The organism is Shewanella scandinavica (assembly GCF_031932065.1).
In the GTDB taxonomy this organism is placed as follows: Bacteria; Pseudomonadota; Gammaproteobacteria; order Enterobacterales; family Shewanellaceae; genus Shewanella; species Shewanella baltica.
The window spans coordinates 20843-46597 of the sequence record NZ_JAUOES010000029.1 but is presented as its reverse complement, the minus strand read 5'-3'; the positions used below and the strand labels follow the sequence as shown (position 1 = coordinate 46597).

Sequence of the window (25755 nt, the reverse complement as noted above, 5' to 3'; positions counted from 1 at the left end):
TTGTTCCAGTGTCATAGATTTCTTATACAATCAGTCACTATTTTGGACTTTTTAGATTGGAGCATCATGGAACCCGGTATCCTCATTATCACACTCATCTGCGGCATGCTCGTCAGCCGTATAGGACTGCCACCGCTCATCGGCTACTTAGTGGCGGGCTTTGTACTATTCGTCCTAGGGATAGATAAAGAAAGCCTACCATTGCTGCAAGAACTCGCCAGCCTAGGCGTGACTTTGCTGTTGTTTGCGATTGGTTTAAAACTCGATATTCGCAGCCTGTTCAAGGCCGAAGTGTGGGCGGGTTCGAGTGTGCACTTAATACTCTCGATCGTGATTTTTGTACCGATTCTGAAACTCTTCGGCTTACTAGGTTTAAGCCAACTCACCAGTCTTAACCTTGAGCAACTGACGTTAATCGCCTTCGCGTTAAGCTTCTCCAGTACCGTATTTGCGGTCAAAGTGTTAGAAGATAAGGGCGACGTCCAATCCCTCTACGGCCGAGTCGCCATTGGTATCTTGATTATGCAGGATATCTTCGCCGTACTGTTTTTAACCATTTCTAAGGGCGATGTACCTTCGGTATGGGCCTTCGCATTACTCTTACTACCACTGGCTAAGCCGCTCATTTATAAAGCCTTCGACCGTGTTGGCCACGGTGAACTGTTAGTCCTTTTTGGTCTAGTAATGGCACTCGTGGTTGGCGCTTGGTTATTTGAGTCTGTTGGCTTAAAACCCGATCTCGGCGCACTGATTATCGGTATTTTGTTGGCGGGCCACAAAAAGTCCTCTGAGCTGGCAAAATCCCTGTTCTATTTTAAAGAACTCTTCCTCGTCGCCTTCTTCTTAACGATTGGGCTCAACGGCTTACCTACGGTATCGGATATCGTGCTCGCGGCGCTGTTAGTGCTGTTAGTGCCACTTAAAATTCTGCTGTTTGTCTACATTCTTACCCGCTTTAAGCTGCGTTCACGTACCTCTATGTTGGGCTCGTTCAACCTAGGTAACTTCAGTGAATTCGGTCTGATTGTCGCCGCCGTTGCCACCTATAAAGGCTGGTTACCTCCAGAGTGGCTAGTGATCATCGCCGTGGCATTAAGCTTTAGTTTTTTACTCGCCGCGCCGCTTAACGCCACCGTAGGTAACATCTATCAACGATTCCAACAGCGTTTAATCAAGCTTGAAAAACGCCCGTTACACCCAGAAGACAGACCGATCGCCATTGGCAATCCACGCTTCTTAATTTTAGGTATGGGCCGCATTGGTAGCGGCGCCTACGATGAACTCAGGGAACAATTTGACGGCGAAATTCTCGGCATTGAGCACAAGCAAGACTTAGTCGATTTACACAAAGCCAAGGGCCGCAACGTAGTACAAGGTGATGCCTCGGATACCGACTTTTGGGAGAAGCTCGACAGAGCACCGAATCTTGAATTAGTGCTGCTGGCCATGCCGCACCACGCGGGAAATATGTTTGCGGTCGAGCAACTCAAAAAACTGGATTATCAAGGCAAGATCAGCGCGATTGTGCAGTACAGTGACGATGCCGCGGCGCTTCGAGAGTCCGGCGTACACAGTGTTTATAACCTGTACGAAGCCGCCGGTGCCGGTTTTGTGGATCATGTGATTTACGAGCTGTTGCAAGACTCAGAGAAAAACGCCGCGCAAGTGGCTGAGCCTAAGATTAATGCAGAGTCCAATAGTTAAGTGCCTGCTAATGCTGCATTGAATTAAAATCACGCCATAATAGGCCGCACAAACGAGCAGTAACCTCTTCTGCAAGTTTGTGCGGCATCCAACTAACTACTGACTAATCTTTACAAATCAATCGACTAGATAACGCACTGAATACGCTATTTTGACTTCCTATCACAGTATCGATTTTCTCCTTGCCGCCCATCGCCATTTCAGCAAAAAATCTCAGTTACATCACCGACTCAGTCGTGATATAAATCGATGACGGTAACGAAATTAGCTCAGCTTTTTTGGAATTTTTTACAGCATGTCAAACCCTGCGCAGCGCGCCACAAAGTTATTTGTCCAAACCTTTGGCACTAAAGCCGACGATTTATATCAAGCCCCTGGGCGCGTCAATCTGATCGGTGAGTACACGGATTACAACGACGGTTTTGTACTCCCCGCGGCCATTAATTTTCATACAGTGATTGCAGTAAAACGCCGTGACGACACTAAGTTTCGTGCCGTTGCCGATGCCTTCCCCGGACAAATTAAAGAGTGGACCTTCGGTCAAGAAAACGACATGGACCCGCAAGATGGCTGGGTGAATTACCTCAAAGGTTTTACTGCGGCTATGGCGCAAACGGGTTTATTAGCCAAGGGCTTAGACTTAGCCATTGTGGGCGATGTGCCACTTGCAGCAGGGTTATCCTCATCGGGCGCCTTGGTTGTCGCCTTCGGCACTGCCATCAGTGATACCAGCCAACTGCATTTATCGCCAATGGCGGTAGCGCAACTCGCACAGCGCGGCGAGCACAGGTATGTTGAATCGGCCTGTGGCATCATGGATCAAATGTGCAGCGCTATGGGTGAGCAAGACCACGCACTATTGATTGACTGCTTAGATCTGGACAGTGAAGCCATTCCTATCCCAGAAAACCTAAGCCTTATCATCATAGATGCCCATATTGAGAAACAACGTTTAGCCGCCACCAATCAACAACGTCGCAACGAATGCGCCCAAGCGGCAGAATACTTTGGCTTAGATGCGCTGCGTCACCTCGATTTACGTCGATTAGAAAGCGCAAAAGCCGATTTAGATGAAGTGTTATATCGCAGAGCGAAACACGTCGTCACAGAAAACCAAAGAACCCAGAGTGCTGCCCGCGCATTAGAGCAAAATAACATTCAAAAATTCAGCCGCTTAATGGCGGAATCCCATGCTTCACTGCGGGATGATTTTGAAGTGACACTGCCCGAATTTGATACCTTAGTTGAAATTGTCAGCCAAGTGATTGGCGAGCGTGGCGGTATCCGCATGACTGACGGCTGCGTGGTGGCTTTAGTTGACCATGAACTGACCGATGCTGTCGTTGCTGCCGTTGAACATGAGTTTTTCGACAAAACCGCAATCGATGCCACTGTCTATTTATGTTCCGCCAGCGCTGGCGCGGGCCGCATAGATAATTAGCCAGAACACGCTTAAAACAAAGAAAACCAATACAGTGACAAGGCCGTCGATAACATACGAATTCATCGCTGAACTTTATGGTGTTGATGGCAAACAATAGGGTTAACATACTCATTTAACACAATAAGCAGTGAGCATATTCAACACAGAGGGAAGCTAAATGGTACGTTTCAGTGTTTTGGATCCTTGGACCGATCCCCGCGGCGGCGAAATCGAACGGGTGAGGATCGACAATGGCATACTCGCATTAGAAGTCATCAGCTTAGGCGGAATTATCCGCGCTCTGTGGACCCCAGATAAACACGGCGAACGTGCCAATATCGTCCTTGGTTGCGACAGCGCCGAAGACTACCTGACGCAATCGGCTCACTTAGGCGCCATTGCTGGCCGCTTTGCGAATCGTATCGCTAACGGCAAAATGCACTATCAAGGCCAAGATTATCAACTTGATGTCAACCAAGCGACTAACTGTTTACACGGCGGCCGTGAAGGGTTTAACCGTAAAAACTGGCACTTAGGCCAACTGCCCGATGGTGTGCGCTTGACCTTAATGAGTCCAGACGGCGACATGGGTTTCCCCGGTAATTGCACGGTTCAGCTGGATTATCGCCTCGCAGGCAATAATCTCTATGTGGAGATCTTAGCCTCGGTGGATAAAGCCTGTCCCGTGAGCTTAACCCAGCACAGTTATTTCAACCTCGATGGTTCAGAGACCAATCACGAACATTTGATGCAAATCGATGCCAAGCGTTATCTCACCATGAATGATGTCAGTGTTCCCACTGGGATTGCCGAGACTACAGGATCAATTTTCGACTTGAGTCAGCCGATACGCTTAGGCGACAAACTGCATGCCGCAGAATTAGCGAGCACGCGCGGTTATGATCACTGTTATATGATGAATGACCCCGACGGTTCACTCGCCCGCTTTGGCTGTTTAAGCAGTCCTGTGAGTGGCCGCGCTATGACGGTTTATACCAATCAACCGAGCGTGCAGCTCTACTGCGCTAACTTTTTAGATGGCACTGTGGGTCGCAATCAACAGGTATTAAATCAACATCATGGCGTGTGTTTAGAACCGCAGATGCTGCCAGACTCACCGAATCAAGGCGAGCGCTTTGGTGATGATGTTTGGTTAGTGCCAGGCAAGGTTTATCACCACATCAGCCGATATCAGTTCGATGCCGATGCGTAACATTAGCTATAAATTAGCGGTATATTAACGGGTAAATCGAGTCGCGATAAAATAGCGATGAATTGAGGTTAACGCACGGTTTCGCGGAAGGAAATAAAGCGATAAGGAATAAAATAAGCACTATTTTATTCCTTACACTCACAGTGTTAGCCCTTAAGCCGACACTGTGTTAATCATCAAAATCATCGACCCAATCATCGTCAAAATCGACGCCTACGGCATCGGATTCCACTTCTGGTTCAACTTCAGGCTTCGCCTTACGAACAGGCGCAGTTTCCTTCACGTTGTTTAGGTCAATACGAGCTTGATGCTTACTCATGAATTGAGCTCTAGCCGCCTTCCATGCACCACTAAACTTAGCCTCAGCAGCTTTTAACGCAGCCTCATCTAAGTCGTATAGGTTCACTTTGACGATATCTTCCACATACTCAATGATCGCATCGCGATCGGAATTGTATAGGTAGATACGTCCTGGGGAGGCATCGGGCAGCTGGTTGTCATGGACGACAATCGCGTTGCCTTTCGATGTTCTCAGCTCACCATACCAAACCTGTTTCTTTGCTGTGTTATACATATATGCTAATACCCTTAAATCAACACATACACTATGAGTTTTTTAGCCTGAATAAGCGAAGCATCGCTTGCTTTGATCCACGAATAGCGCCGGAAAGTCTCTGACGTTTTCAACTGGGTATTTTTACAGAATATTTCCGATAATCAATGCCTCATACCATGAAATTTTCACTAATTACGTATTAATTTCTGCCAAAGTACCCAAAAAGTTTAATCATTAACGACTTTAGTCTAAAAAATCGACGCGGCAAGTTTTATTCCCAATAAAAAGCAATCATATCGACTATGTTCGATGGGCATAAACTTTGACGATTCGAAGTTGCCGTTCGAGGTTACTGCAAGGTTAAGCATCAGGTTTAACCATGACGATTTAACGACAGTAGCGCAAACGACTATTTACCCCTACGTTACTCAGCCACTCTTTTGTCTACACGCTCTCAGACTTGCCTCAAATGGCCGCGACCTAAACAATCCATCGCGGCCAAACCAACGTGCCGAGCCTAAATGACCGTCAGTACCACCTTGCCCCTGTGCTCACCCGACTCCATCAGCGCATGGGCTTTCGCGGCTTCGCCTAATGGGAAGGTCGCAAAAATATTGGGCACAATTTTATGGGCGTTTAACAGCGGCCAGACTTTCTCAAATAATTCGGCGGCAATAGCGGCTTTAGCCTCCACGCTTTGCGGCCTTAAAGTCGACCCTGTCCACATAATACGTTTTGCCATCAGACGGAAAATCTCGACCTCGGCCTTAGGGCCACGCTGCATCGCCACCGACACCATACGGCCGTCCATCGCTAAGGCTTGTAAATCGAGGTTAATAAAATCGCCACCAGCGATATCAAAGACCACGTTCACGCCCTTATCTTGGGTGAGTGCCATGACAGGCTCAACAAAGTTTTGGGTGCGATAATTGATGACTTCAGCGGCGCCAAGGCTCAAGCAATAATCGCGCTTCTCATCTTGCCCCGTCGTGGCAATGACTTTTGAACCTAAGGCGCTGGCAAGTTGAATGGCCGTACTGCCGATACCACCCGAGCCGCCGTGGATCAGCACAGTCTCGCCCGCTTTCAGTCCCGCACGCATAAACAGATTGCCCCATACGGTGAAGAAGGTTTCTGGCAATGCAGCGGCCTGCACATAACTAAAGCCCGTTGGAATAGGTAAACAGTGGGCAGCATAGGTGAGCACGTACTCACCATAGCCACCGCCCGGCACTAAGGCGCAAACCTTGTCGCCGATTTGCCATTGGCTCACGCCTTCACCGAGGGCACAAATATCACCCGCGACTTCAAGCCCAATAATCGGTGATGCACCCGGTGGTGGCGGATAAGCGCCTACCCTTTGTTTGACATCGGGGCCATTCACTCCTGCAGCATGCACGCGGATCAACACTTGGCCAGACGCTGGCACAGGCAAAGGCGAGCGCGATAGCTGCATCACCTCGGGCGCCCCGGGTTGCTCAACATGGATATGGGTGTATTCGCTTGGTAAAGCTGACATAAAAGCTCCTTTGGGAATGGCATCGACCTCATCGCAAATGGCTTAGCATCTCAGGGTTCGAGTGCTAACTGCGGAAAAGTGCATCTAACCTTAATGCGGCTAAGCTAGCGCGAATTCAAGCCAAATAGCCACTCTTATTCAATCAGGTATTTCATAAGGCATTCAATCAGGTATTTCATAAAGCATTCAATTAGGCCTTTCTAAGCTGTGGAGTCCCACAGACTCAGCTTCTGGCGCGAGTCCTTTGAGTAATAAGCTGAACCTAAGCTGAACAGAAAAGATGTATCAAACAAATTTACAGGTAAATACTAGATATATTAAAAACTTACAGCCATCATTTGAACGCATTATTTGCTAGCTGCGATGTTTGTCGCGCTATTGTTATCACGCAAATAATCCAATGAGGTTTGATGCAAGCTTAGGTTCCACGCATCAAATAACGCCCAAGGAAGATCTGCTTTGCAGACTAGATAACTACGGATACACAATGAAAAACACACTGATCTTCGCAGCTATTAGCTTAGCTTTTGCGACTCCCGCTCTCGCCCATGACACTCATACGAGTCACCCATTAGGCAGCAACACACCCAGCAATCCACAAGCGCAACCGGCACCACGACCACCCTCGGCGCCCATTAGCCAAATAGAATCCCATAGACCGCTACTGCGGGAGACGCCATTGATGGCATCCCCGAATGAGCCAACTATGACAGAACAGACAATGACAGAACCGCCTAAGATGCATTCACGCAAGAAGCGAGAAGTATCTGAGCAACCGCCACTTAAGTTACAGAGTCGCAGCGCCGCACTGCAGAGCAATGACTACAGTGACTTTGTCGGTAAATCGGGCCAAGCCCTAGTGGATCAATTGAGCCAATCGACACCCGAGTGCGTCGGTAAGCTCTATAGCCTCAAAGGCAGTAGCGCCACCGCGCTATTTAGCGAGGCCAATGTGATCAGTGTCGCCAACGCCATTGCCACTAAAGCCAAGGACTACACTGGGGTCGATGTTCAGCATCTTGAGTCACATATTTACTTTGTCCGCGCCGCTCTCTATGTGCAGTTTTACAGCCCAAATGATGTACCCGCTTATAGCAGCGCCGCTAAGGCCAGCTTAAAATCAGCCCTCAACGCTTTATTTGCCAACGCTGCGATTTGGACTGTCTCCGATGACAATGCTGGCGTGTTGAAAGAAGCCTTAATCCTGATTGACTCAGCCGAGCTCGGCGCCGATTTTAATCATGTCACCATTAAAGTGCTAACGGACTACGACGCTAACTGGCAAGCCAGTTTCGCCATGAACGCCGCAGCCAACTCAGTGTTTACCACCTTATTCCGCGCCCAGTGGAATGAGGACATGCAGGCGCTGTTCGCTCGTGACCAAGGTATTTTAGATGCGCTGAATAACTTCCAACTCGAACATCGCGACTTGTTAGGTACCAATGCAGAGTATCTGTTAGTTAACTCAGTCAAAGAGTTATCTAGACTGTATTACATTGATGCCATGCGCCCGCGAGTGACTCAGCTGGTTAAAAATATCCTCAGCAGCACCAGCAAAACCGAACCGAGTAAAGTGCTTTGGTACGCGGCGGCAGAAATGGCCGACTATTACGATCGCAGCCATTGTAACGATTACAATATCTGTGGTTTTAAGGCGCAGTTAGAAGCCGATGCCTTACCTTTTAATTGGAAATGCTCCGACAGTCTCAAGATCCGCGCCCAAGATCTCTATCAAGATCAAGCCAAATGGGCCTGTGATGTGCTGACCAGTCAAGAGAGCTATTTCCACAGTAAGCTCGAAACAGGCATGCAACCCGTAGGGCAAGATAACAACGATGACTTAGAGTTAGTGATCTTTGGCAGTTCGTCTGAGTATAAATCCTTAGCCAACAGTATCTTTGGCATCAATACTGACAACGGCGGCATGTACCTTGAGGGCTCGCCCGCCGGACTCAAAAATCAGGCGCGTTTTATCGCCTATGAAGCCGAATGGCGCACGCCGGATTTCCATGTCTGGAACCTGCAACACGAATATGTGCACTACCTCGACGGGCGCTATAACCTGTTTGGTGACTTTAGTCGCGGCACGTCAGCCAATACTATTTGGTGGATTGAAGGCCTAGCGGAATACATCTCTTACCGTGACGCAAACCCAGCGGCAATTGCCATGGGCGAAACCGGTGAGTTCATGTTGTCGACCATATTCAAAAACAACTATGAATCGGGCCAAGACCGCATCTATCGCTGGGGTTATCTGGCGGTGCGCTTTATGTTTGAGCATCACAGGGACGATGTAAGACAGATTCTGGCCTACCTACGTAACGACCAATACGCTGAATATCAAACCTTTATGGATGGTATCGGCACACGTTACGACAACGAGTGGCAAGGTTGGCTCGCCAGCGGCTTGAGCACGGCTGACGATGGCATTGTCGATAAAGGCCCAAGTGATGTCGATGCTGAGCCCAGTGGCCGTGAAGGTAATTGGAGTGGTCCTGCGGGCACTATCAGTAAGGATTACTCCCCTTGCCAAGTGACGAACGAAGCCTACCGTTACACTGAATCGGCCAGCCTGAAAATCGATGTGCCGATGGAATGCATCGACTCCAAACTCGGTCGCGCCAGTTTCAGTTTTACTAATACCGATCGCTCGGCCCAAGATCTTTGGATCAAGATTGGCGGCGGCTGGGGTGATGCCGACATTTATTTCAATTCTAAAGGTTGGGCAAGCCCAGAGCAAAACCAAGGCGCGGGGATCGGCAATGGTAACTATCAAGTCATTAAAGTGCAGTTAAACCCTGACGAATATTGGCATTACATTACCTTGTCGGGAGATTTTGGCGGCGTTGATATGCAAGTCAGCACCACTGAGTTGTTCGCTGATGTTGATCCCGATCTGGGAGATGGCGGCGTGGATCCTGAGCCACCAGCAAATTGCGGTGCAGTGACCTTAGATTACGGCCAGCTCACACTGGGCAAAAACGAGTGTATCAGTGGTGGACGCAACAGCTTCTACTTCTGGGTTGAGGAAGATAATACTCAGTTCACCGTCACCACTAAGGGCGGCGCTGGGGATGCCAATCTTTACTTCAATGCCAGTCAGTGGGCCGACGCCGATAATGCCGATGCCAAGAGCACTCAAGTGGGTAATCAAGAGTCGCTAAGTTTTAGTGCCAATCGCGGCTGGCGTTATATCACAGTGGACACTGCCACTGAGTTTAGCGGCGTCACTCTCACCCTCAATGCTGGTGCAAGCAACACGCCTACGCCAGCTCTCATCGCCAATGCCTGCGCGACGCAATCCCCCTTGAGTCATGGTGAGCTGAGTTCAGGCAAAGCCATCTGCACCGCCGATGGCCGCAGCGATTACTATCTTTGGGTGCCAGAAGGTACGAGTCAGTTAAGCATCAACTCTGCCCACGGCAGTGGTGATGTGAGCCTGTTTTCGGGGACGACTTGGGCCAATGCTCAGCACTTCGATGCAGCATCTGTCACGCCCGCCAACACGCGGGAAAGTATCACAGTCGATGCACCAAGCCTAGGTTGGTATTACATCACAGTGCAGAGTGAACCCCAGAGTTCGGGTGTCGCACTACAAGTCGATTTACGCTAGTTGGCTGTCGTTGTTTAAGCCAGAACGTTTAAATCTGCTTATTTAACTCTAGCCATTTAACACTAGAGGCTTAAATCAAGCATTTGAATAAATAGCAAAATCCCTGCCATGGCAGGGATTTTTATTGGCTAAATGCTAACGAATACTCTTTTATATAAACATGACGTTATAAGCGCATCTCTTCAAGCACTTGCACTCTGTCCTTGGCCCTTGCTTCATAGTCATTTGAAAATCGCTCAGCCATTTCAATGCTCTGCTGATAAAGCGTTAACGCTGTTTTCGCATCGACCGCGCCGCCCTCGCCTTTATCTAATAAGGTTGCGAGTTGAAAGTATGCATTGCCTAAAATATCCGCCTGCAAACCTTGCTTGGCACCCAGCGTCGTCACTCTTGCTAACCAGTAGCGCGCGTTAACTGCATCTCGATGGGCTTCCGATAACAAGATATTGGTAAGTTCGGCTGCGGCGTAGAGATCCCGCCCGGCGGCAATCTGCCAAAATTCCTCACCCACAGCAAAATTATCCGCCAAATAGTAATAATCGCTGGCCGCTGCATGGGCCAGTTCAGGCTTAGCCTTCACACTCAGGCGATAATTTTCCAGCGCGGCATTAGCATCAAAATACGGTGAATAGGGTAACACTTGATAGAAAGCCATCAGGCTGCTTGCCTCAGGCAATCCTTGGTCAACTAATTGATTTAACTGTTGCCACGCTTGCGTTTCTCTAACCTTATCCTCACCCGTATTAACGAGGCCACGCTCAATAACCGATAAAGGTAAACGGATTAACTCAAGCTTTGCCGTGTTATCACCAAAGCTTGCGGCGCGCCCGAGCCAATAGGTTTTTTCATCATTTCGCCCCGCGTAACCGGCTTGAGCACGCATCCAGTGCAAGGCTTCAATATCGCCCGCCTCTGCGGCTTCACGGTAATACTTTAGCGCCTTAGCCTCGTCCTTAGGCAAGGCGTGGCCCAACTCATAGATACGCGCCAATAAGCGCTTATCTTCGGCCTTGGCACTTTGAGCTAAGGTCTTGATTTGTGATTCAGGTTTGCCATAGGCATACAGTTTTACTTCACTGTTGGCATAAGCATATTGAGTGCCGTCGGGATACTTCACCTCCACCGTATCGGGCTGATACCAGACATCGACCTCGTAATGCTCGGCAATCTGTGGATTAAAGTTCACCCGCATCACCGCCTCATCGCCACGCCGAACCGCTTGAGTATACGGGCTGGCCCACAGGCTAGAAGTGCGCTGCAGGCTACTCTTCAGCCGTGCCTCGAAGGGCTTGTCTTCCTCTGGATAATGAATAAAAACCGGATAGTAAACTGGCGCTAACGATAACGGCGTGGTCGCCAGCAGTGAGTTATCTGCCTCGCTGCCTGCATGAATAGGATCGATATTAAGCTCATGACTTAAATAAAAATCATCGTGGGATGACACTTGAGTCGGCAACACCGTTTGGCTGGCAAGCTGAGCCGCATCTACCGAAGTGCCCTGCAACTTGGCAAGGTAATCCCGTTGCAGCGTTTTAGCTCTCTGCCACAGCGGGTGGTTCGGCAGTATCGTCACATCGAGCATTAAATCCTCGAGATGCCACTGACAATCACCGCCACCATTTAAGGCTAAGGGCAGCGAAAACTCACTCGCTTCACTGCCGCTACTGATGACTTGTCTTAGCACTGAGGTTTCTTCGAGTGTCGCGCGGTAGGGATTAGCAAGATCGCCACTGGGAAAACGGATTTCCTTGCGGGTACAAATCGATGAGGCGTAATAACCGACCAGTTCTAATTGCGTATTGGCGGGCAACACACCGACAAATTCGAAACGCTGGCTGTCCGCCGGCGCCGTCACTTGATCAACTGGCAACTCACTGCGAAACAAGGACTCCCAAAAAGAGGCCATGACCGGAGAGGCAAACATCAGCCCAGCCGAACAAGCCAAATACAGGGGCGCCCTGTGAAAGCACTGTAACAAACTCATAATGCCAGCTCTCCATCGCTGATGAGGCAAATCCACTCGCACTAAAACACTCGCTTAAATACAAAAGATCATTAAGTTATCAAAAAAATAAGCCAACGCGCTTAGCTATTGGCTTAAATCATAACGTATTTATGGGCAAGTTGAACCCATGCAGTGGATCTAGGCTCGATCAACCCCAACCAACCTGCGACTAAACTTTAGCACTGCGCAGGCCAGCAAGCACATCCTTAGCTTTGAGTTCGGCCATAGCGACATAGGCCACAGGCACCACAAATAACGAGAAGAAGGTCCCCGTCATTAAGCCTCCGACTAAGACTAAGCCTATGTTGGCTAACCCTAATGAACCAGGCCCAGAAGCCAGCGCTAAGGGAATGGCACTTAAAATCATGGTTAAAGAGGTCATTAAAATCGGCCTTAAGCGCGATTTAGCACTGCTGAGCGCCGCCTCAATAGCACTCAAGCCTTGGTCCTGTTGCTTATTGGCAAACTCCACCAGTAAGATGCCGTGTTTAGTCACGAGTCCCACTAAGGTTAATAACCCTATCTGCGAGTAGATATTCACGCTCTGGCCAAACAAAGCTAAGGTCAGCAGCGCGCCAACAATACACAGGGGCACAGTCAGTAAGATAATTAAGGGATCGACGAAGCTTTCAAACTGCGCGGCCAAAATCAAATAGATAAACACCAGTGCCAGCAAAAATAGCGACTGAGTCCCCGCCTGCGAATCCATTAAATCTTTCACTACCCCATTGTATTTAAAGCCTTGGGCGTCATTGAGCAGCGTTGGCAGTTGCTCGTCTAAATAGGCTTTAATTTCATTGGTGGAATAACCGGGCATAATATCTGCCGTCAGCTCGGCGCTATCAAGGCCCATAAATGTCTTAATGTTCGACTCTGCCGTGGTCTGCTTAATCGACACAAACTGCGATAACGGCAATGCTTGCCCCGATTCTGAGGTGACGTACAGCTTATTCAATACTTTGAAATCACTGAGCTTATCTAAGTTTACTTGCACTTGAATGGGATAGGTAAAGCCATCGGTGGCATGTAAGTCCGCCGCCTTGACTGAGCCAAGGAAGGTAGAAAGCGCATTCGTCACATCGCCATAACTCACCCCCGAGAGGATAATCGCATTGCGATCGATAGACAGATCGTAACGCAGCTGATCCCTCAGTACCGAGTTACCGACGTTGTTCAGCCCTGGATAATCCTCGAGTAACTTTTGCACTTTGGCGGCGGTGTTGTTCAGCTCATCCTTATTGCGATCTAAGGTCGTTAACTCTAAGCGCAGATTATTGGCAATACTGAGGTTATCCGCCGAGCGAATGCTAAAGGACATGTTGTAAGCAGAAACGCTCTCCTTCGATTTAGTCATCAAGTCGCTGATCACCTCATCTATCCCCTCGCTGCGCTCACCCCAAGGTTTGAGCAGCACATGGTTTACTGGCTCGCCCTCGATGTAAGACAAGTTCGCTCCAACGGCAGAATGCTCGTCCATCACGCCATTAAGCTCAGCATTATGGTTCAGATGATACTGGCGACCCACACCCGTTGGGCCATTGGACGCCACATCAATAAAACCAGAATCTTCCGCGGGTAAAAGTATTTTCGGCAGCTGCCAGTAGGCTATGCCCGCAAGACCGACAAGCACCACTGCCGCGCCGAGCATTAAACGCTTACGACCGAACCACTTATCCAGCTCTTTGATATACAAATCATTTAACTGCTGCAGCGCATGCTCGACTCGGCTAAACCATTTAGGCTGCTGCTCAGTGGTATTGATAAGATAGGCGCTCATCATAGGCGACAAAGTCAACGCCACCACACCAGAGATCATCACGGCAGCGGCCAAGGTGAAGGAGAATTGCCGAAATAGATCGGCGGTTAAGCCCGACATGAGTCCTATCGGCAAATACACGGCCGCGAGCGTTAAGGTCATGGCAATGATAGGGAAAATGATTTCCTGACAGCCTTTAATCGCCGCGTTAAAAGGGGTTTCACCGTTTTCGATGTGGCGATAACAGTTCTCCACCACCACAATAGCGTCGTCTACCACCAGACCGATAGCCAAGATTATCGCCAGAATAGTGAGCACATTGATGCTAAAACCCAGCGCCGACATCACGGCAAACACGCCGATCACACACACAGGAATGGTAATGATCGGGATCGACGCCGCCCGCAGGCTACCTAAAAATAACACCACAATCAGCGACACTAAGATCACCGCCTCAATCAGCGCGGAAAAACCTTCGTCGATGGAAGCCTCGATAAAATCGGCCTGATTGTAGGCCAAGGTCATTTCTAACCCTTGGGGCAAATGCTGCTGCATGCGCGCAATTTCGGCCTTAATGTTCGAGGCCACAGTCACAGGATTAGCATTACTCAAAGGTAAAATTTGCAGCGACATGGCACTATGTCCGCCAATGGACAACAGACTCGGCGACAGGCTTTCTTCGCCCATCACCACATCGGCGACATCGGCCACACGGATGATCTTGCCCTCGCTGACCTTGATCACTAAGTCCTTCACATCATCGAGCGTTTCAACTTGATTCAAAGGGTTGATCGAGAAATCCCGTGACTTACCTTTAATCGCCCCCGAGGTGAAGCTGGCATTGTAAGAACCTAAGGTGCCCACCACATCGGCGGCCTTAATGTTCAGCGCCTTCATCTGCTCGGGGTTGAGCCAGACTCTAACCGCCTTTTGTGAGCCGCCATAAGGCCCCCACACGGCGCCAACACCTTGCACTTGTTTGAGCTGCGGCACTAGCTGCTGGCTAATGTAGTCGTACATGGCCTGCTTTTCCATGCCACCCGCGTTCACAAAGGTAATGATATTACTGGCAGCATCGGTAGCCGAGGTATCGTCGGTGACGGTCGGTTTATCTATCATGCTCTGGGGGAAATCGTTAATCCCTTCGACGCTGCTACGCAACTTATTCATTAAGTTGGTGTATTCGATATCGCTGGTATCGTCATTGAATTTAATGGTTAACGAGCAGCGACCTTCGCTACAGTCGGTCGACATAGTATCGACCTTGTCTATGCCCGAAGCCGCCGCAATTAACTTATCGGCCACATTGCTCGACATAAAATCGGCGCTCGCCCCTGCAATCGATGCATTCACAGATGCCGAGTGGGTGGTGTGCTCAGGAAAATATCGGATATCGAGTTTTTGAAAGGCAATCAAGCCCAGTAACACTGCCATGATGCTGAGCACGGAGGCGAAGATAGGATGGCGAATACAGACTTCGGGTAAACGCATTATTCGGCCCCCTCAGTGCTGGGCTCAGCGCTTAGCGCTACGGCCGCACCAGAGTTAGCACTGGAGACAGTGGCTTTATCTGCCGCGCTTTTGTCCTGAATGACTTTGATCTTGCTATCGGCCTTGAGGTTTTGCATACCCGTTTTAACCACGAGATCGCCTTCGGCTAAACCTTCGGTTACAACCGCATAGCCATCATTAGTGTTTTGCGCGAGTTTAACCACTTGTTTTACGGCGCTATCGCCGCGCACTAACCAGACAAAGCGTTCGTCATTATTGGCGATAATTGAATTTTGCGGCACTAATAAGTGTTTAATATCATTGCTGTAGAATTGCTTAATATTGGCGAACATACCGGGCGCCAGTTTGAACTCAGGGTTATCGAGGGCGGCGTGTACCTCAACTCGTCCTGAACTTTCATCCACCGCAGGGGCCACATAGTTAACTAACCCATTGAACACCTTATTACCATAGGCTTCAACGGTGACATTCACCTTCTGGCCTTTTTGTGCCTTACCTAAATCCTTCTGGCTAATGGCATAACGGACTTCGACCGGATTTAAACTATAGAGGGTGACTAAGGCGGTACCTGCGCCAATTTGGCTGCCGATGGACTGGCTAAAGCTTGTTAGCTGACCGTCGAAGGGGGCTTTGATCAAGTAGTCGTTCATGGTTGCTTGTTTCTGACGAAAATCGGCATCAGCCAGATTCACATTTTCCCGCAGTTCATCCACATCTTGCTTGGAGAGTGCAAATGGCTCTTTGATTAACAGGTCTTCAATCCGTTCAAGCTTTGTTTTTGCCAGTGCTAAGGTGCTTTTGGCCTTGTCTAAATCTGCCTTGGCCTTAGTGTTATCTTGCTCGGCAATCACTTGACCCTTCGTCACTTTGTCGCCGTTACTAAAATGGATAGCACTGATTTTTTCACTGGCATTAAAGTTGAGGATCGCCGAGTCGATGGCGTTAATTTTACCGACTTCGTTGACCACATCGGCAAAGGCAGTTTCTTGAATGGCCTCAACCGTCACAGGGATAACGTCGATCTTATCCGCCGCTGATACAGCTATAGGGGTTAAGGTGAAAAGACTCGCCAGTAGAAACGTCAAAGGCGCGATTAAGGGCGCCTTTGGAAGATTGTGGGGCTGGCTTTTAAATGAAATATCGCATGCACTGCGTGCTCGTTTTGTCACTCTTTGTGTAAACATCGTTTGTATAAACATAGTATGCAAACCTATTGTTCTTACTATTCAACGGACATCCTATCCGACAACAGCAAACCGGATTGAACCCAAGACTAATACCCAGTCCTCCAAAGTGCTTATTCAGCAATTTGAGGTTATTTGGGTATACAGCCTATAGGCATAATCCCTGTCAGTGCCAGTAAAAATACTGTTACACATTCAAACAAAACAATGAGTTAACGAAAAACCTAATCGACAAAACTTAAATCACACAAAATCACACAAACCACAACAAACTAGAAACAGATGTAAATCTAGCCTGTTAGCAAGCCACTATTTGCCTTTTAGCAGGGCTCCGATGGCCTTTTTCACCTCTGCAAAACAGGGGCGCTGAGTCACATCTAACTGCATACATTCGTCTTTAATCGCACTCAATTTTTTATAGTATTCAGGGCCAACCGAGCCACTCACATAAGCCAACAGATCTTCAATCAAGCAGCCCAGCGCGCGCACTTCAATCGCTTCCATCGCCAAGCGCTCTACTGTAGACAGATTGCGTAAATTAGATGCCGCGCCAAAATCACCAAACAACAGGTTCATCTGTTGATTAACCATAATGTTATGGGCGTAGACATCGCCGTGGCTGACTTGCTTGGTGTGCATGTGCGCCATCGCATCGGCCAATTGGAGTGTAATCTTAGTCACGTCATCAAGGCTGAACTGGGTATCAGCATGAAAGGTATCACGGGTGCAGGTTGCCAAACTTGGCGGTAAACCTAAATTGCTAAACCCGGGCGGGATGAGCTCCATCACTAAGCCCAATTGGTCTTTCTGGCTGATGTGCGCCACCACCTTGATAAGGCTCGGGTGATCTCCCGTTGTGAGGCAGCAATCTAACTCGTCGGCGGGATAACCATCGCTGGTCACCTCCCCTTTAAAGAGTTTTACCGCAATCTGTGATGACCCCGTCGCGGCGACCATGGCCTGATTCAACCAATCACCACGGTAAATCACCCCAGAGGCGCCTTCGCCCAGTTTTTCTGCCAACTTGATATCATGCAGAGTCACGTTTGCCACTGTGGCCACATCGGCATGGGGATCGACCAAGGTATGGCTGAACGGATTACCCGCAAAAGCGAGCCAAGTCAACTTAGGCAAACCCAGTAGCCAAGCTGGCAACGCTTGCAGTTGATTGGCCGATAGACGCACTAATTCTAAGTTACGGCAATTGGCCATCGACTCGGGCAAAGCCGTTAACCGGTTGCCCGCTAGTGCTAATTTTTGCAGACGAGGTAAATCGCCCATAGCCGCAGGCAAGGTCTCGATGTGGTTATCGGTAAGGATAAGCCAGCGGGTTTGTGGCGGTAACGCAGCGGCAGTCACAGTGCGGATTTGATTCGCCTTAAAGCCAATCATCTCTAAATTCGCACAGCGCCCTAATGCTTCGGGTAAGTATTCGAAGCGGTTATTAGAAGCAAAGAGGATCCTTAAACGCGATAAACGGTGCAAGTCCTCGGGCAGAGTACTCAGTTGATTATTTGACAAATCGAGGATTTCGAGGCTATCGGCTAAGTCAAAAATCTCCCGCGGAAACTCGGTTAACTCCTCGACCAATTGTAAACGCGTGATCCCTTGTAACTGCCCTGCTCTTAACTGCGCTAACGTCTGCACTTTGCTACCCAAGTCAATGAAAAATCGCCGCTATGGTAGCGCATTAATGGTTAAAGCTAAACGCAAGATATACAGCCAAAGGGCGGCGCGATCGGCGCTAAACGGACGTTAAGCGGGCGCTGTAAATAGGGGGAAACCGTGGGGAGCTATCCAGAAACGCGAAAACAGATTAGCATGTGCACCAATATGGAATGCCCAGTTAACTCATCACAGGACAATCATGCGGAAACATTTTCGCCAAACGCACTCTTTTACAGTGCTAATGCTGGCCATGTTCGTGGCCCAATTGAGCGGTTGCGCGAGCACGTCGGCAAGCCCATCAACCACAGAATTCAATGCCCCAGCAAATGATGTGAGTAACGCTAACGAGCACTCGCCACAACACCAGCAGCAGCACACGCCACCCGCTGTGGTTGAGCAGTACAGCGACGTTTGGGAAAAGATCCAACACGCCAACACCATTGACGTACATGACGATGCCGAAGTGCGCAAACAGCGTAACTTTTTCGATGATAAACAGAAATTTATGAACCAAGTCGGCGAACGCGCCGAACCCTTTTTGTATTACATCGTCAGCCAGCTCGAAGCCCGTAACATGCCATTAGAATTGGCGTTATTACCCATAGTCGAAAGTGGTTACAATCCACTGGCACAGGCAAACGGCCCAGCTGGACTGTGGCAGATGATCCCCGCCACTGGGCGTAATTTTGGCTTAACGGTTAACTCAGCCTACGACGGTCGCAAAGATGCACTGGCCTCAACCGATGCCGTGCTCGACTATCTACAGCATTTGTACGACACCTTAGACAAAGACTGGATCAACGCCGTCGCCGCCTACAATACCGGTGAATTGGTGATTAAAGCCGCCATCAACAAGAATAAAGCCAAGGGTAAACCAACGGACTTTTGGTCGCTGGGCATTCCGGCCAAACGCGTACAAACTGTGCCTAAGTGGCTGGCCTTTATTCAAATTATTCGCGCACCCAATCATTACAATCTAAAAGTGCGACCGATTGCGAACCGCCCTTTCTTAGATAGAGTCCCTGCGCCCAATGGCGTGGATATCGGCCAAATCGCCAATGCGGCAGGGCTGAGCAAGGCAGAATTTAAAACCTATAACCCGGGCTTTCGCCAAGGCGTGATCCCGAGCAAAGGCAAATATCAGATCGCCTTACCGCTGGAAAACATAGGCCAATATCAAGAAAATCACGACAAACTCTACGCCCAAAAACGCTATGACAGCCAAAGCTATATCGTTAAGTCCGGCGACAGCCTAGGCACAATCGCGGCTAAGTTTGATACATCAGTCAAGGCATTAAAACAGGCTAATAACCTGACCTCTGATCGCCTCAAAATCGGCCAAGAGCTCACACTCTTAACGCCAATGGCAGCCAATGACAATGCGCCAGAACCCGCTAAAGCCAACACTAAGTCCGATAGCAAAGCCAAGTCATCGACCAAAACAAATGCCAACGGCACTAAAACCACCAGCTCAAAATCGGCCGATATGCCAACGGCAAAAGCCAAAACCTACAAGGTAAAATCCGGCGATTCGCTGGATAAAATCGCCCGTAAGAATAAGGTCAAACTGGCTGATTTAATGAAGTGGAACCAGCTCAATAGCAAGAGCATTATTAAGCCAGGCCAAGAGCTGAAAATCAGCGAATAACACTTGCGATATTAACTGCAAAAAAGCCCAACAAAGCGCCAATTAAAAACGCTGTGTTGGGCTTTTTGCTGTCCCAGTGTCAGAGTTAACCATCACTTAAACATTGCTACTCAGTTGACCTCACATTGACTTCCAGATAATCATTCCAAAACAAACCACTCCAAAACGAACCACTCCAAATGCAGCGCCGTTATTTTGTGTCCTTCTTCGCTAAACCGAGGGGATATAATTGCTGCTTAAACATGCCAACGGGCATGTAATCACCGACGACACCATATTGCTCTGGCCACTCTTTCTGACCTCGAACTGCGGTTCCAAAGAGGTAATCTAAAAATGAAAAATGGGCGGCATAGTTACGATCTATAGCCGCCTTATCGGAAGCATGGTGCCAATGGTGGAACTGCGGGCTGACGATTAAGTAACGTAGCCAACCGAAGTTAACTTGGACATTGGCATGGTTAAATACCGCCTGTACGCCAACGATAATGACATAAATACTGATGATATCTTTGGAAAATCCCAAGATAAAAATCGGCGTAAGTACTAGACAACGGGTGGCGATCAACTCAAACATATGTTGCCTTGATCCCGCCAACCAATCTAAATGCTTGGCGCTATGGTGTACCGAATGGAAACGCCACAGGAATGGGATCTCATGGTAAGCGCGATGCGCCGCATATTGCATTAAATCGGCGACCAATAGAATCAACAGCAGTTGCAACACAAAGGGCAGACCTGCGATAAAGCTTTGCACTGTGCTGGAAATAGCCCAAGAAAAGGTCGACTGCACAAATTGATTCGTCACCAATAATACAAATCCAATCGCTAAATGATTCACCAAAAAATGATTTAAATCCCCTTGCCATTCGGGTCTCAATATTGGCTGTTCAGGTTTATGGGGTAGCCATTTTTCGATAAAAATAAAAATTAAGGTTGAACCTAATAAGTCTAAAATAAACCAATCTAACCCCAGTGAGACCTTATGATTGGCAAAAGGCTCGACCTCGACTTGATGACCACCAAAGGCAATCGCCAAGCTCACAAATACCCAAGCGACAAAGCCAAATCGTTTATTTTTATTTCGAATAAAATTTAATAAACCTAAGCTGCCCGACACCACTAAGGCGACAAATATCAAACTGCGAATAATATCGACGTTATAACTTTGGCGTAATTCGGGGGTAGTCAGGTATTCAGGGAAATGAAACGCCAATACACCTAAAAACGATAATATGGCTAACATGCACGCTATGGTGCCGCTAATACTGCCTTCACCAATTTGGAAATGGCCGTCTTTAAATCCTTTGCTAATCACAGTGAACTCCTTTTCCTATGCTGCTCGCGTTATCCACACAACCACCACTCAGCTTAATTTTGCCGATTAGCCTACATTAACCCCACTGCCACAATCAATAAAAAGCGCTACCTAAGTAGCGCTCTTGTATTAGCTAAGTTCACTCACCTTAACGGTTAGAGCTTAATCAAGTTATAACCAAAGCTAGTGGCAGCATCTTTATTCAGCACCATAGTGACATTATCTTCATTGCTGAAATCCATTAAATCGGAGGCATAGACAACGGTTTTAGTGCCGTTTTCGACTGCGATGACTTTAATAGAATATTCGCCTGCAGGTACAGTCACTGACTGAGGGCTAGCTGGGTTGACCGCAGTGATTTTATTTACCGCAGTTTCAATCGTGTCATTTGCTTTTAAGAAATATACAGTGAGATTACTTTTATCGGCAAAACTCACGATGTCAAACTTAAAGCTATAGGGACTTGGAGTCTGAGTTTGCTTCATCTCCATCGCCTTCACTTGGCTGCCCTGCTCTGTCGCCTGCTCGTAAATGAAGATGGTTTTAATATCATCTTGATTAAGGGTGATCAGCACATTGTCGAGTAATTTAGCTTGGCTAGTATGGTCAAGTACGCTCACACCAAAGTCATTAAACTCGGCGCCTTGGTAAGCTGTTACGCCGAAGGGGGCCACATTGCTAAATAGCGCTTCTTGCTTACTACTCACCACTTTCACATCGACATTATGTGCAGCCAAGCCGTTAAATACTCTAAAGTCTACACTGCTTTCGAGGGCGACATGGTTACGCACATTGGTGGTTGAGTCGACGCTGTCTAAACTGATTTTAGCAGCTGAAGCGCCAAAGCTTTCCCTTAAAATCAACTTATAAGGCACCTTGGTTTTAAAGTTAATGCTTGCCGTGGTGTAGCTGATATTGGTCGTACCCGCCGCAGTCAGATAAATTTTATAGTCGCCCGTATCTAAAATCTGTGGTGTTGAAACCTCACCATAGGAGACACTGCCTAGCATCACTGCATCGGCAAAGCCTTTATCCGCTTTGGCAATATAGGCATCGTAGGCAGGTGCATCAGTCGCAGTGTGTGCAATCAATAATTGCATCTTGCTCTTGTCCGCTTCGGCATTTTGTTTATCGAGCTCGGTACGCGAGTAATTAATATTCAAAAGGGCTGGCGAGGCAAAATCCCCATGCAATACAAAGAAATGGTCGGTTGCCGTTTTTAAATCGATATTCTCTTTGTAGAGTGAAATATCTTTATTTGCCGCATCCTTACCCATCACCTCTACCTCACTCACACCGGGGGTAGATGTAAATCGTGGCATCGCATCTGCGTAGCTCACGCTTTCATAGGTTTTATCGCCAATCTTCAGCGCGGTAGCAGTGCTCCCCACTGTCGCATTATAGAATTGCACATAAGTATCAGTTTTAGAGGTATCCTCATCCTTGTCATTATCAGAACCACCGCAAGCGGTCACGCCTAAACAGGCGAAGGTCAAAACCGCGAATCCCTTTAGCTTACTTTTTATCATTGTTTCCCTCATTAGCAGACAAAAATTCAGTTCAGTCTACGCAGTTATACAATGACAACAATGGCAATTTCCACTAAAAACAAAAACAAATATTTCACAAACTCAAACACTTAACAAACATTTCAATAACACGCCAAATACTGATACAAACGCCACTTTTCAGGCCCTTAATTGATACAAATGCGATTGCTGATACCTTAGTTCACATCTACAAAAACGCTTCCACTCCAGAACAATAAGGCTGGCATATCGAATACCTCTCTTTTAGGCTATTGCGACCATGGAGAAATCATCCACAGTTGGTGCAAACCTTGTTCGACTTATGCGATTGAGTTACTCTCGCACCGCCAATTAAGCCTTTGGGATGGATAGGGTTTGCAAGGGATTCTTAACTACTATAAACAGTGTTTTCAACACGATAGTGCTGAAATTAACCTTTGGTCTAGCCACAAACTTGCTGAGCAAGAAAAGCTATTACTCCAAGGAGAAGACGAGTTAAGCAGTGGCTTTCTGCCTCGCTTGCCGGTGCCATTTGCTCCTGCCTCCGCATTAATGGCGCGTAGTGCCTTGTATCTACGTGAAAAAGTACTATTGCACTGTTGTTTATTTTTCTGCGGCACAGTCGAACTTAATGGCGAAAAACGTAAAGTCGTCACGCCACTGCTGTACCGTGAATGCCAGTTACAGGCCGATGGCGATAACATTTACCTCGAATCTAATAACAGCTTCTCTGGCGGCGGGCCATTCACCATCAATGAAGCACTATTAGAAAAATTAGTCGTTGAAGGACACAGCTTAAGTCAAGAGTTACGCGATAATCCAACGGATGTCAGTGGCTGGATAGCTTGGCTGCGGGCGGGCCAAGCCGATGTTGATACCAGTCATTTATTGCATTTTCCCAAGCTGATCGATGAGACTGAATTCACTGGCTTATGCCGTAAACGTGGGCGGTTTATGGTTAGTCGCAGCCAAATTATTCTTGCAGAGCGTTCGCAGGCAAGTCGCGGCATATTGCACGAACTCGACAATCTCATCACAGCGCCTTCACACTCTGCGCCGCTTCAAGCGCTGTTTAGGCAAGTGCCAACTCGAGATCCACTTAGTCACAATGTCGATACCCAAGAGCATTACCTTCCTGGGCTATTAAGCCGCGCGCAAATTCAAGCCTTAAAGGTGGCGGCCAATCAAACTTTGGGGCAAATATCGGGTCCACCGGGAACGGGTAAAAGTTACACCATAGCCACAGTGGCGGCGGAGCAGGTATTAAGGGGTAAATCTGTCCTCATCGTCGCCCACACCGATGTTGCCGTTGATGTGATTGCCGATAAGTTGCAGCAACAATTCCAGCTTGGGAGCAGCCTTATTCGCGCCGGCTCGCCGCAATTTATTAAAGTCCTTAAAAACCAGATAGATGAAATGCTGCATGGTCAGCATCCTGCGACTGCTGAAACCCTCTCGGATATCCTACTACTCAATGCAAAACAGCAACTTAATACTGTGACTCGCGAGCAAACCAAAATGGAAGCCGGTTTTATTCACCATTGCCGACACGCCATACGTCGCGGCCAAAAACTGGCGACCTTACAACAAGGACAATCGCGCTGGCGCTTAGGATTTTACAACTGGGCTTACCGTGCCGGGATCAAACAGTTTGCTCAGCAATGGGATGTGCTCGATAAATTAACCGCCCTCATCGCCCAAAAAGAAGACTTAAGCCTCAAATACTTACAATTGGCCACTCACTATCGATTAAACCAATTACTCAAACATAAGCGCAGTACACTGGTGAGTTTTGCCAGTGCACTTCGCGCTCGGCAGTCCGCTAAGCAACTCGACGGTTTCTACAAAACGGATTTTGATGCCTTAAAGCAAACCTTTCCCATTTGGTTATCTAGCCTTGCCAGCTTGCATAAAGTGCTGCCCATGGAGCAGCAAATGTTTGATCTAGTGATTATTGATGAAGCCACCCAAGCCAATATTGCCGCCTGTTTACCGGCCTTACAGCGGGCAAAAGCGGCACTGGTGGTGGGCGACAGTAAACAGCTGCGCCATTTCTCGTTTTTATCCCGCGCAAAGCAAACCCAAATCCAGACCCAACTCGGACTTGCTGCGGATTGCCGCGGCCTAATGAGCTACCGTGATGCCAGTATGCTCGACTTAGTATCACAATCCCTTGCGAGCCAATCCCAAGTGGTATTTTTAAATGAGCATTTTCGGAGTAAACCTGAGCTGATCCAATTTAGTAATCAGCAGTTTTATCAAGGCATGCTGAAAATTATGCAGCACAGACCCTGCACGAGTTCAGGACACTTACATAGAATACAAGTGACAGGCGCGCGGGATAGCAAGGGAGTTAACAGACTAGAAGCGGAGGCATTAATTCAAAAGTTATCACAACTGATTGATGAACAAGAGAATGCATTAGTGCCCGCCAGCATTGGTGTGCTCTCCTGTTTTCGCAATCAGACGGAGTATTTATCCCAGCAAATTCTCGCACGCTTTAGCGCACAACAACTCGAGCGTCACCAATTACGGATTGCCACGCCCTTTGGTTTTCAAGGGGAAGAGCGCGATATTATGCTGCTGTCGTTTAGCATTACGGCCAATGACAGCCGCGCCGCCGTGTATTTAAATCGAGCCGATATGTTCAATGTCGCCATCACCCGCGCTAAACAAATGCAGTGGCTATTTTTATCGGTACAAGCGCATGAGCTCCCCAACAATAATTTACTGGCAACTTACTTAGCATCGGCGGGCCAATTTCAAGCGGCACACAATTATGTCGATGCACTCGATACCTTTGGCCAGTCGGTGGCACAGGCGATTGAAGAAAAAGGGATTACAGTATGGCGCGCCTACCATATGGCGGGGCTGGAACTGGATATTCTGTGCCGTTATGGTGACCAATATTTAGCGATAGATTTAATCGGTTACCCAGGACCATGGGCGGACTTTTTCGATATTGAACTGTATAAACTCTTACAGCGTGCGGGGATTAAACTCATCCCCGTCAGCTACGGACTGTGGTGTCAGCAGCGGGAACTGTGCATCCAATATATTTGCCAGCAATTGGGTATTCCCCAACAAAGTGAAAGCAGTAAATAGAAACC

Annotated in this window: 14 protein-coding genes; 6 read left to right on the top strand and 8 right to left on the bottom strand. The window is 48.2% G+C overall.

Going from position 1 to position 25755, the window contains the following annotated elements:
• Positions 1-66 precede the first annotated feature (66 nt).
• From Q4Q50_RS19245 to Q4Q50_RS19235, 3 genes are all read left to right on the top strand, one after another.
• Positions 67-1704: a cation:proton antiporter domain-containing protein gene (locus tag Q4Q50_RS19245; RefSeq protein WP_311900687.1), complete on the top strand. Its 1638-nt coding sequence runs from the start codon at positions 67-69 to the stop codon at positions 1702-1704.
• A 295-nt stretch (positions 1705-1999) separates the two neighbouring features.
• Positions 2000-3145: a galactokinase gene (galK, locus tag Q4Q50_RS19240; protein WP_006086123.1), complete on the top strand. Its 1146-nt coding sequence runs from the start codon at positions 2000-2002 to the stop codon at positions 3143-3145.
• A 160-nt stretch (positions 3146-3305) separates the two neighbouring features.
• Entirely contained in the window at positions 3306-4340 is a 1035-nt protein-coding gene (locus Q4Q50_RS19235; RefSeq protein ID WP_071938654.1) for an aldose epimerase family protein, read from the top strand.
• A 169-nt stretch (positions 4341-4509) separates the two neighbouring features.
• Here Q4Q50_RS19235 and Q4Q50_RS19230 read toward each other — a convergent pair whose 3' ends face one another.
• A complete protein-coding gene (locus Q4Q50_RS19230; RefSeq protein ID WP_006083132.1) occupies positions 4510-4914 on the bottom strand; it encodes a hypothetical protein in 405 nt (134 codons plus the stop codon).
• Between the two features lie 499 nt (positions 4915-5413).
• Positions 5414-6415, bottom strand: coding sequence for an NAD(P)H-quinone oxidoreductase (locus Q4Q50_RS19225; RefSeq protein ID WP_311900685.1), 1002 nt, complete (start codon positions 6413-6415; stop codon positions 5414-5416).
• 487 nt (positions 6416-6902) lie between these two features.
• Here Q4Q50_RS19225 and Q4Q50_RS19220 point away from each other — a divergent pair, with 487 nt between their 5' ends.
• Entirely contained in the window at positions 6903-10028 is a 3126-nt protein-coding gene (locus Q4Q50_RS19220; protein ID WP_311900684.1) for a M9 family metallopeptidase, read from the top strand.
• 166 nt (positions 10029-10194) lie between these two features.
• Here Q4Q50_RS19220 and Q4Q50_RS19215 read toward each other — a convergent pair whose 3' ends face one another.
• The 4 genes from Q4Q50_RS19215 to Q4Q50_RS19200 form a co-directional block, all read right to left on the bottom strand.
• On the bottom strand, positions 10195-12012 hold the full coding sequence (locus Q4Q50_RS19215; RefSeq protein ID WP_311900683.1) for an SEL1-like repeat protein: 1818 nt from the start codon (positions 12010-12012) through the stop codon (positions 10195-10197).
• A 190-nt stretch (positions 12013-12202) separates the two neighbouring features.
• The gene (locus tag Q4Q50_RS19210; RefSeq protein ID WP_311900682.1) at positions 12203-15280 is read right to left on the bottom strand and encodes an efflux RND transporter permease subunit; all 3078 of its coding nucleotides are present in this window, start codon (positions 15278-15280) and stop codon (positions 12203-12205) included.
• On the bottom strand, positions 15280-16500 hold the full coding sequence (locus tag Q4Q50_RS19205; protein WP_311900681.1) for an efflux RND transporter periplasmic adaptor subunit: 1221 nt from the start codon (positions 16498-16500) through the stop codon (positions 15280-15282). The genes Q4Q50_RS19210 and Q4Q50_RS19205 overlap by 1 nt, the downstream gene beginning before the upstream one ends.
• A 294-nt stretch (positions 16501-16794) precedes the next feature.
• Entirely contained in the window at positions 16795-18132 is a 1338-nt protein-coding gene (locus tag Q4Q50_RS19200) for a leucine-rich repeat-containing protein kinase family protein (RefSeq protein WP_311900679.1), read from the bottom strand.
• A 220-nt stretch (positions 18133-18352) separates the two neighbouring features.
• Between Q4Q50_RS19200 and Q4Q50_RS19195 the strand changes: the two genes are divergently transcribed.
• On the top strand, positions 18353-19801 hold the full coding sequence (locus Q4Q50_RS19195; protein WP_311900677.1) for a LysM peptidoglycan-binding domain-containing protein: 1449 nt from the start codon (positions 18353-18355) through the stop codon (positions 19799-19801).
• Between the two features lie 190 nt (positions 19802-19991).
• Here Q4Q50_RS19195 and Q4Q50_RS19190 read toward each other — a convergent pair whose 3' ends face one another.
• On the bottom strand, positions 19992-21113 hold the full coding sequence (locus Q4Q50_RS19190; RefSeq protein ID WP_106651750.1) for a sterol desaturase family protein: 1122 nt from the start codon (positions 21111-21113) through the stop codon (positions 19992-19994).
• 158 nt (positions 21114-21271) lie between these two features.
• Complete coding sequence (locus tag Q4Q50_RS19185; protein ID WP_311900675.1) at positions 21272-22645, bottom strand: DUF4397 domain-containing protein; 1374 nt, start codon at positions 22643-22645, stop codon at positions 21272-21274.
• A gap of 375 nt (positions 22646-23020) precedes the next feature.
• Between Q4Q50_RS19185 and Q4Q50_RS19180 the strand changes: the two genes are divergently transcribed.
• Complete coding sequence (locus Q4Q50_RS19180) at positions 23021-25750, top strand: DEAD/DEAH box helicase (protein ID WP_311900673.1); 2730 nt, start codon at positions 23021-23023, stop codon at positions 25748-25750.
• Positions 25751-25755: the final 5 nt, after the last annotated feature.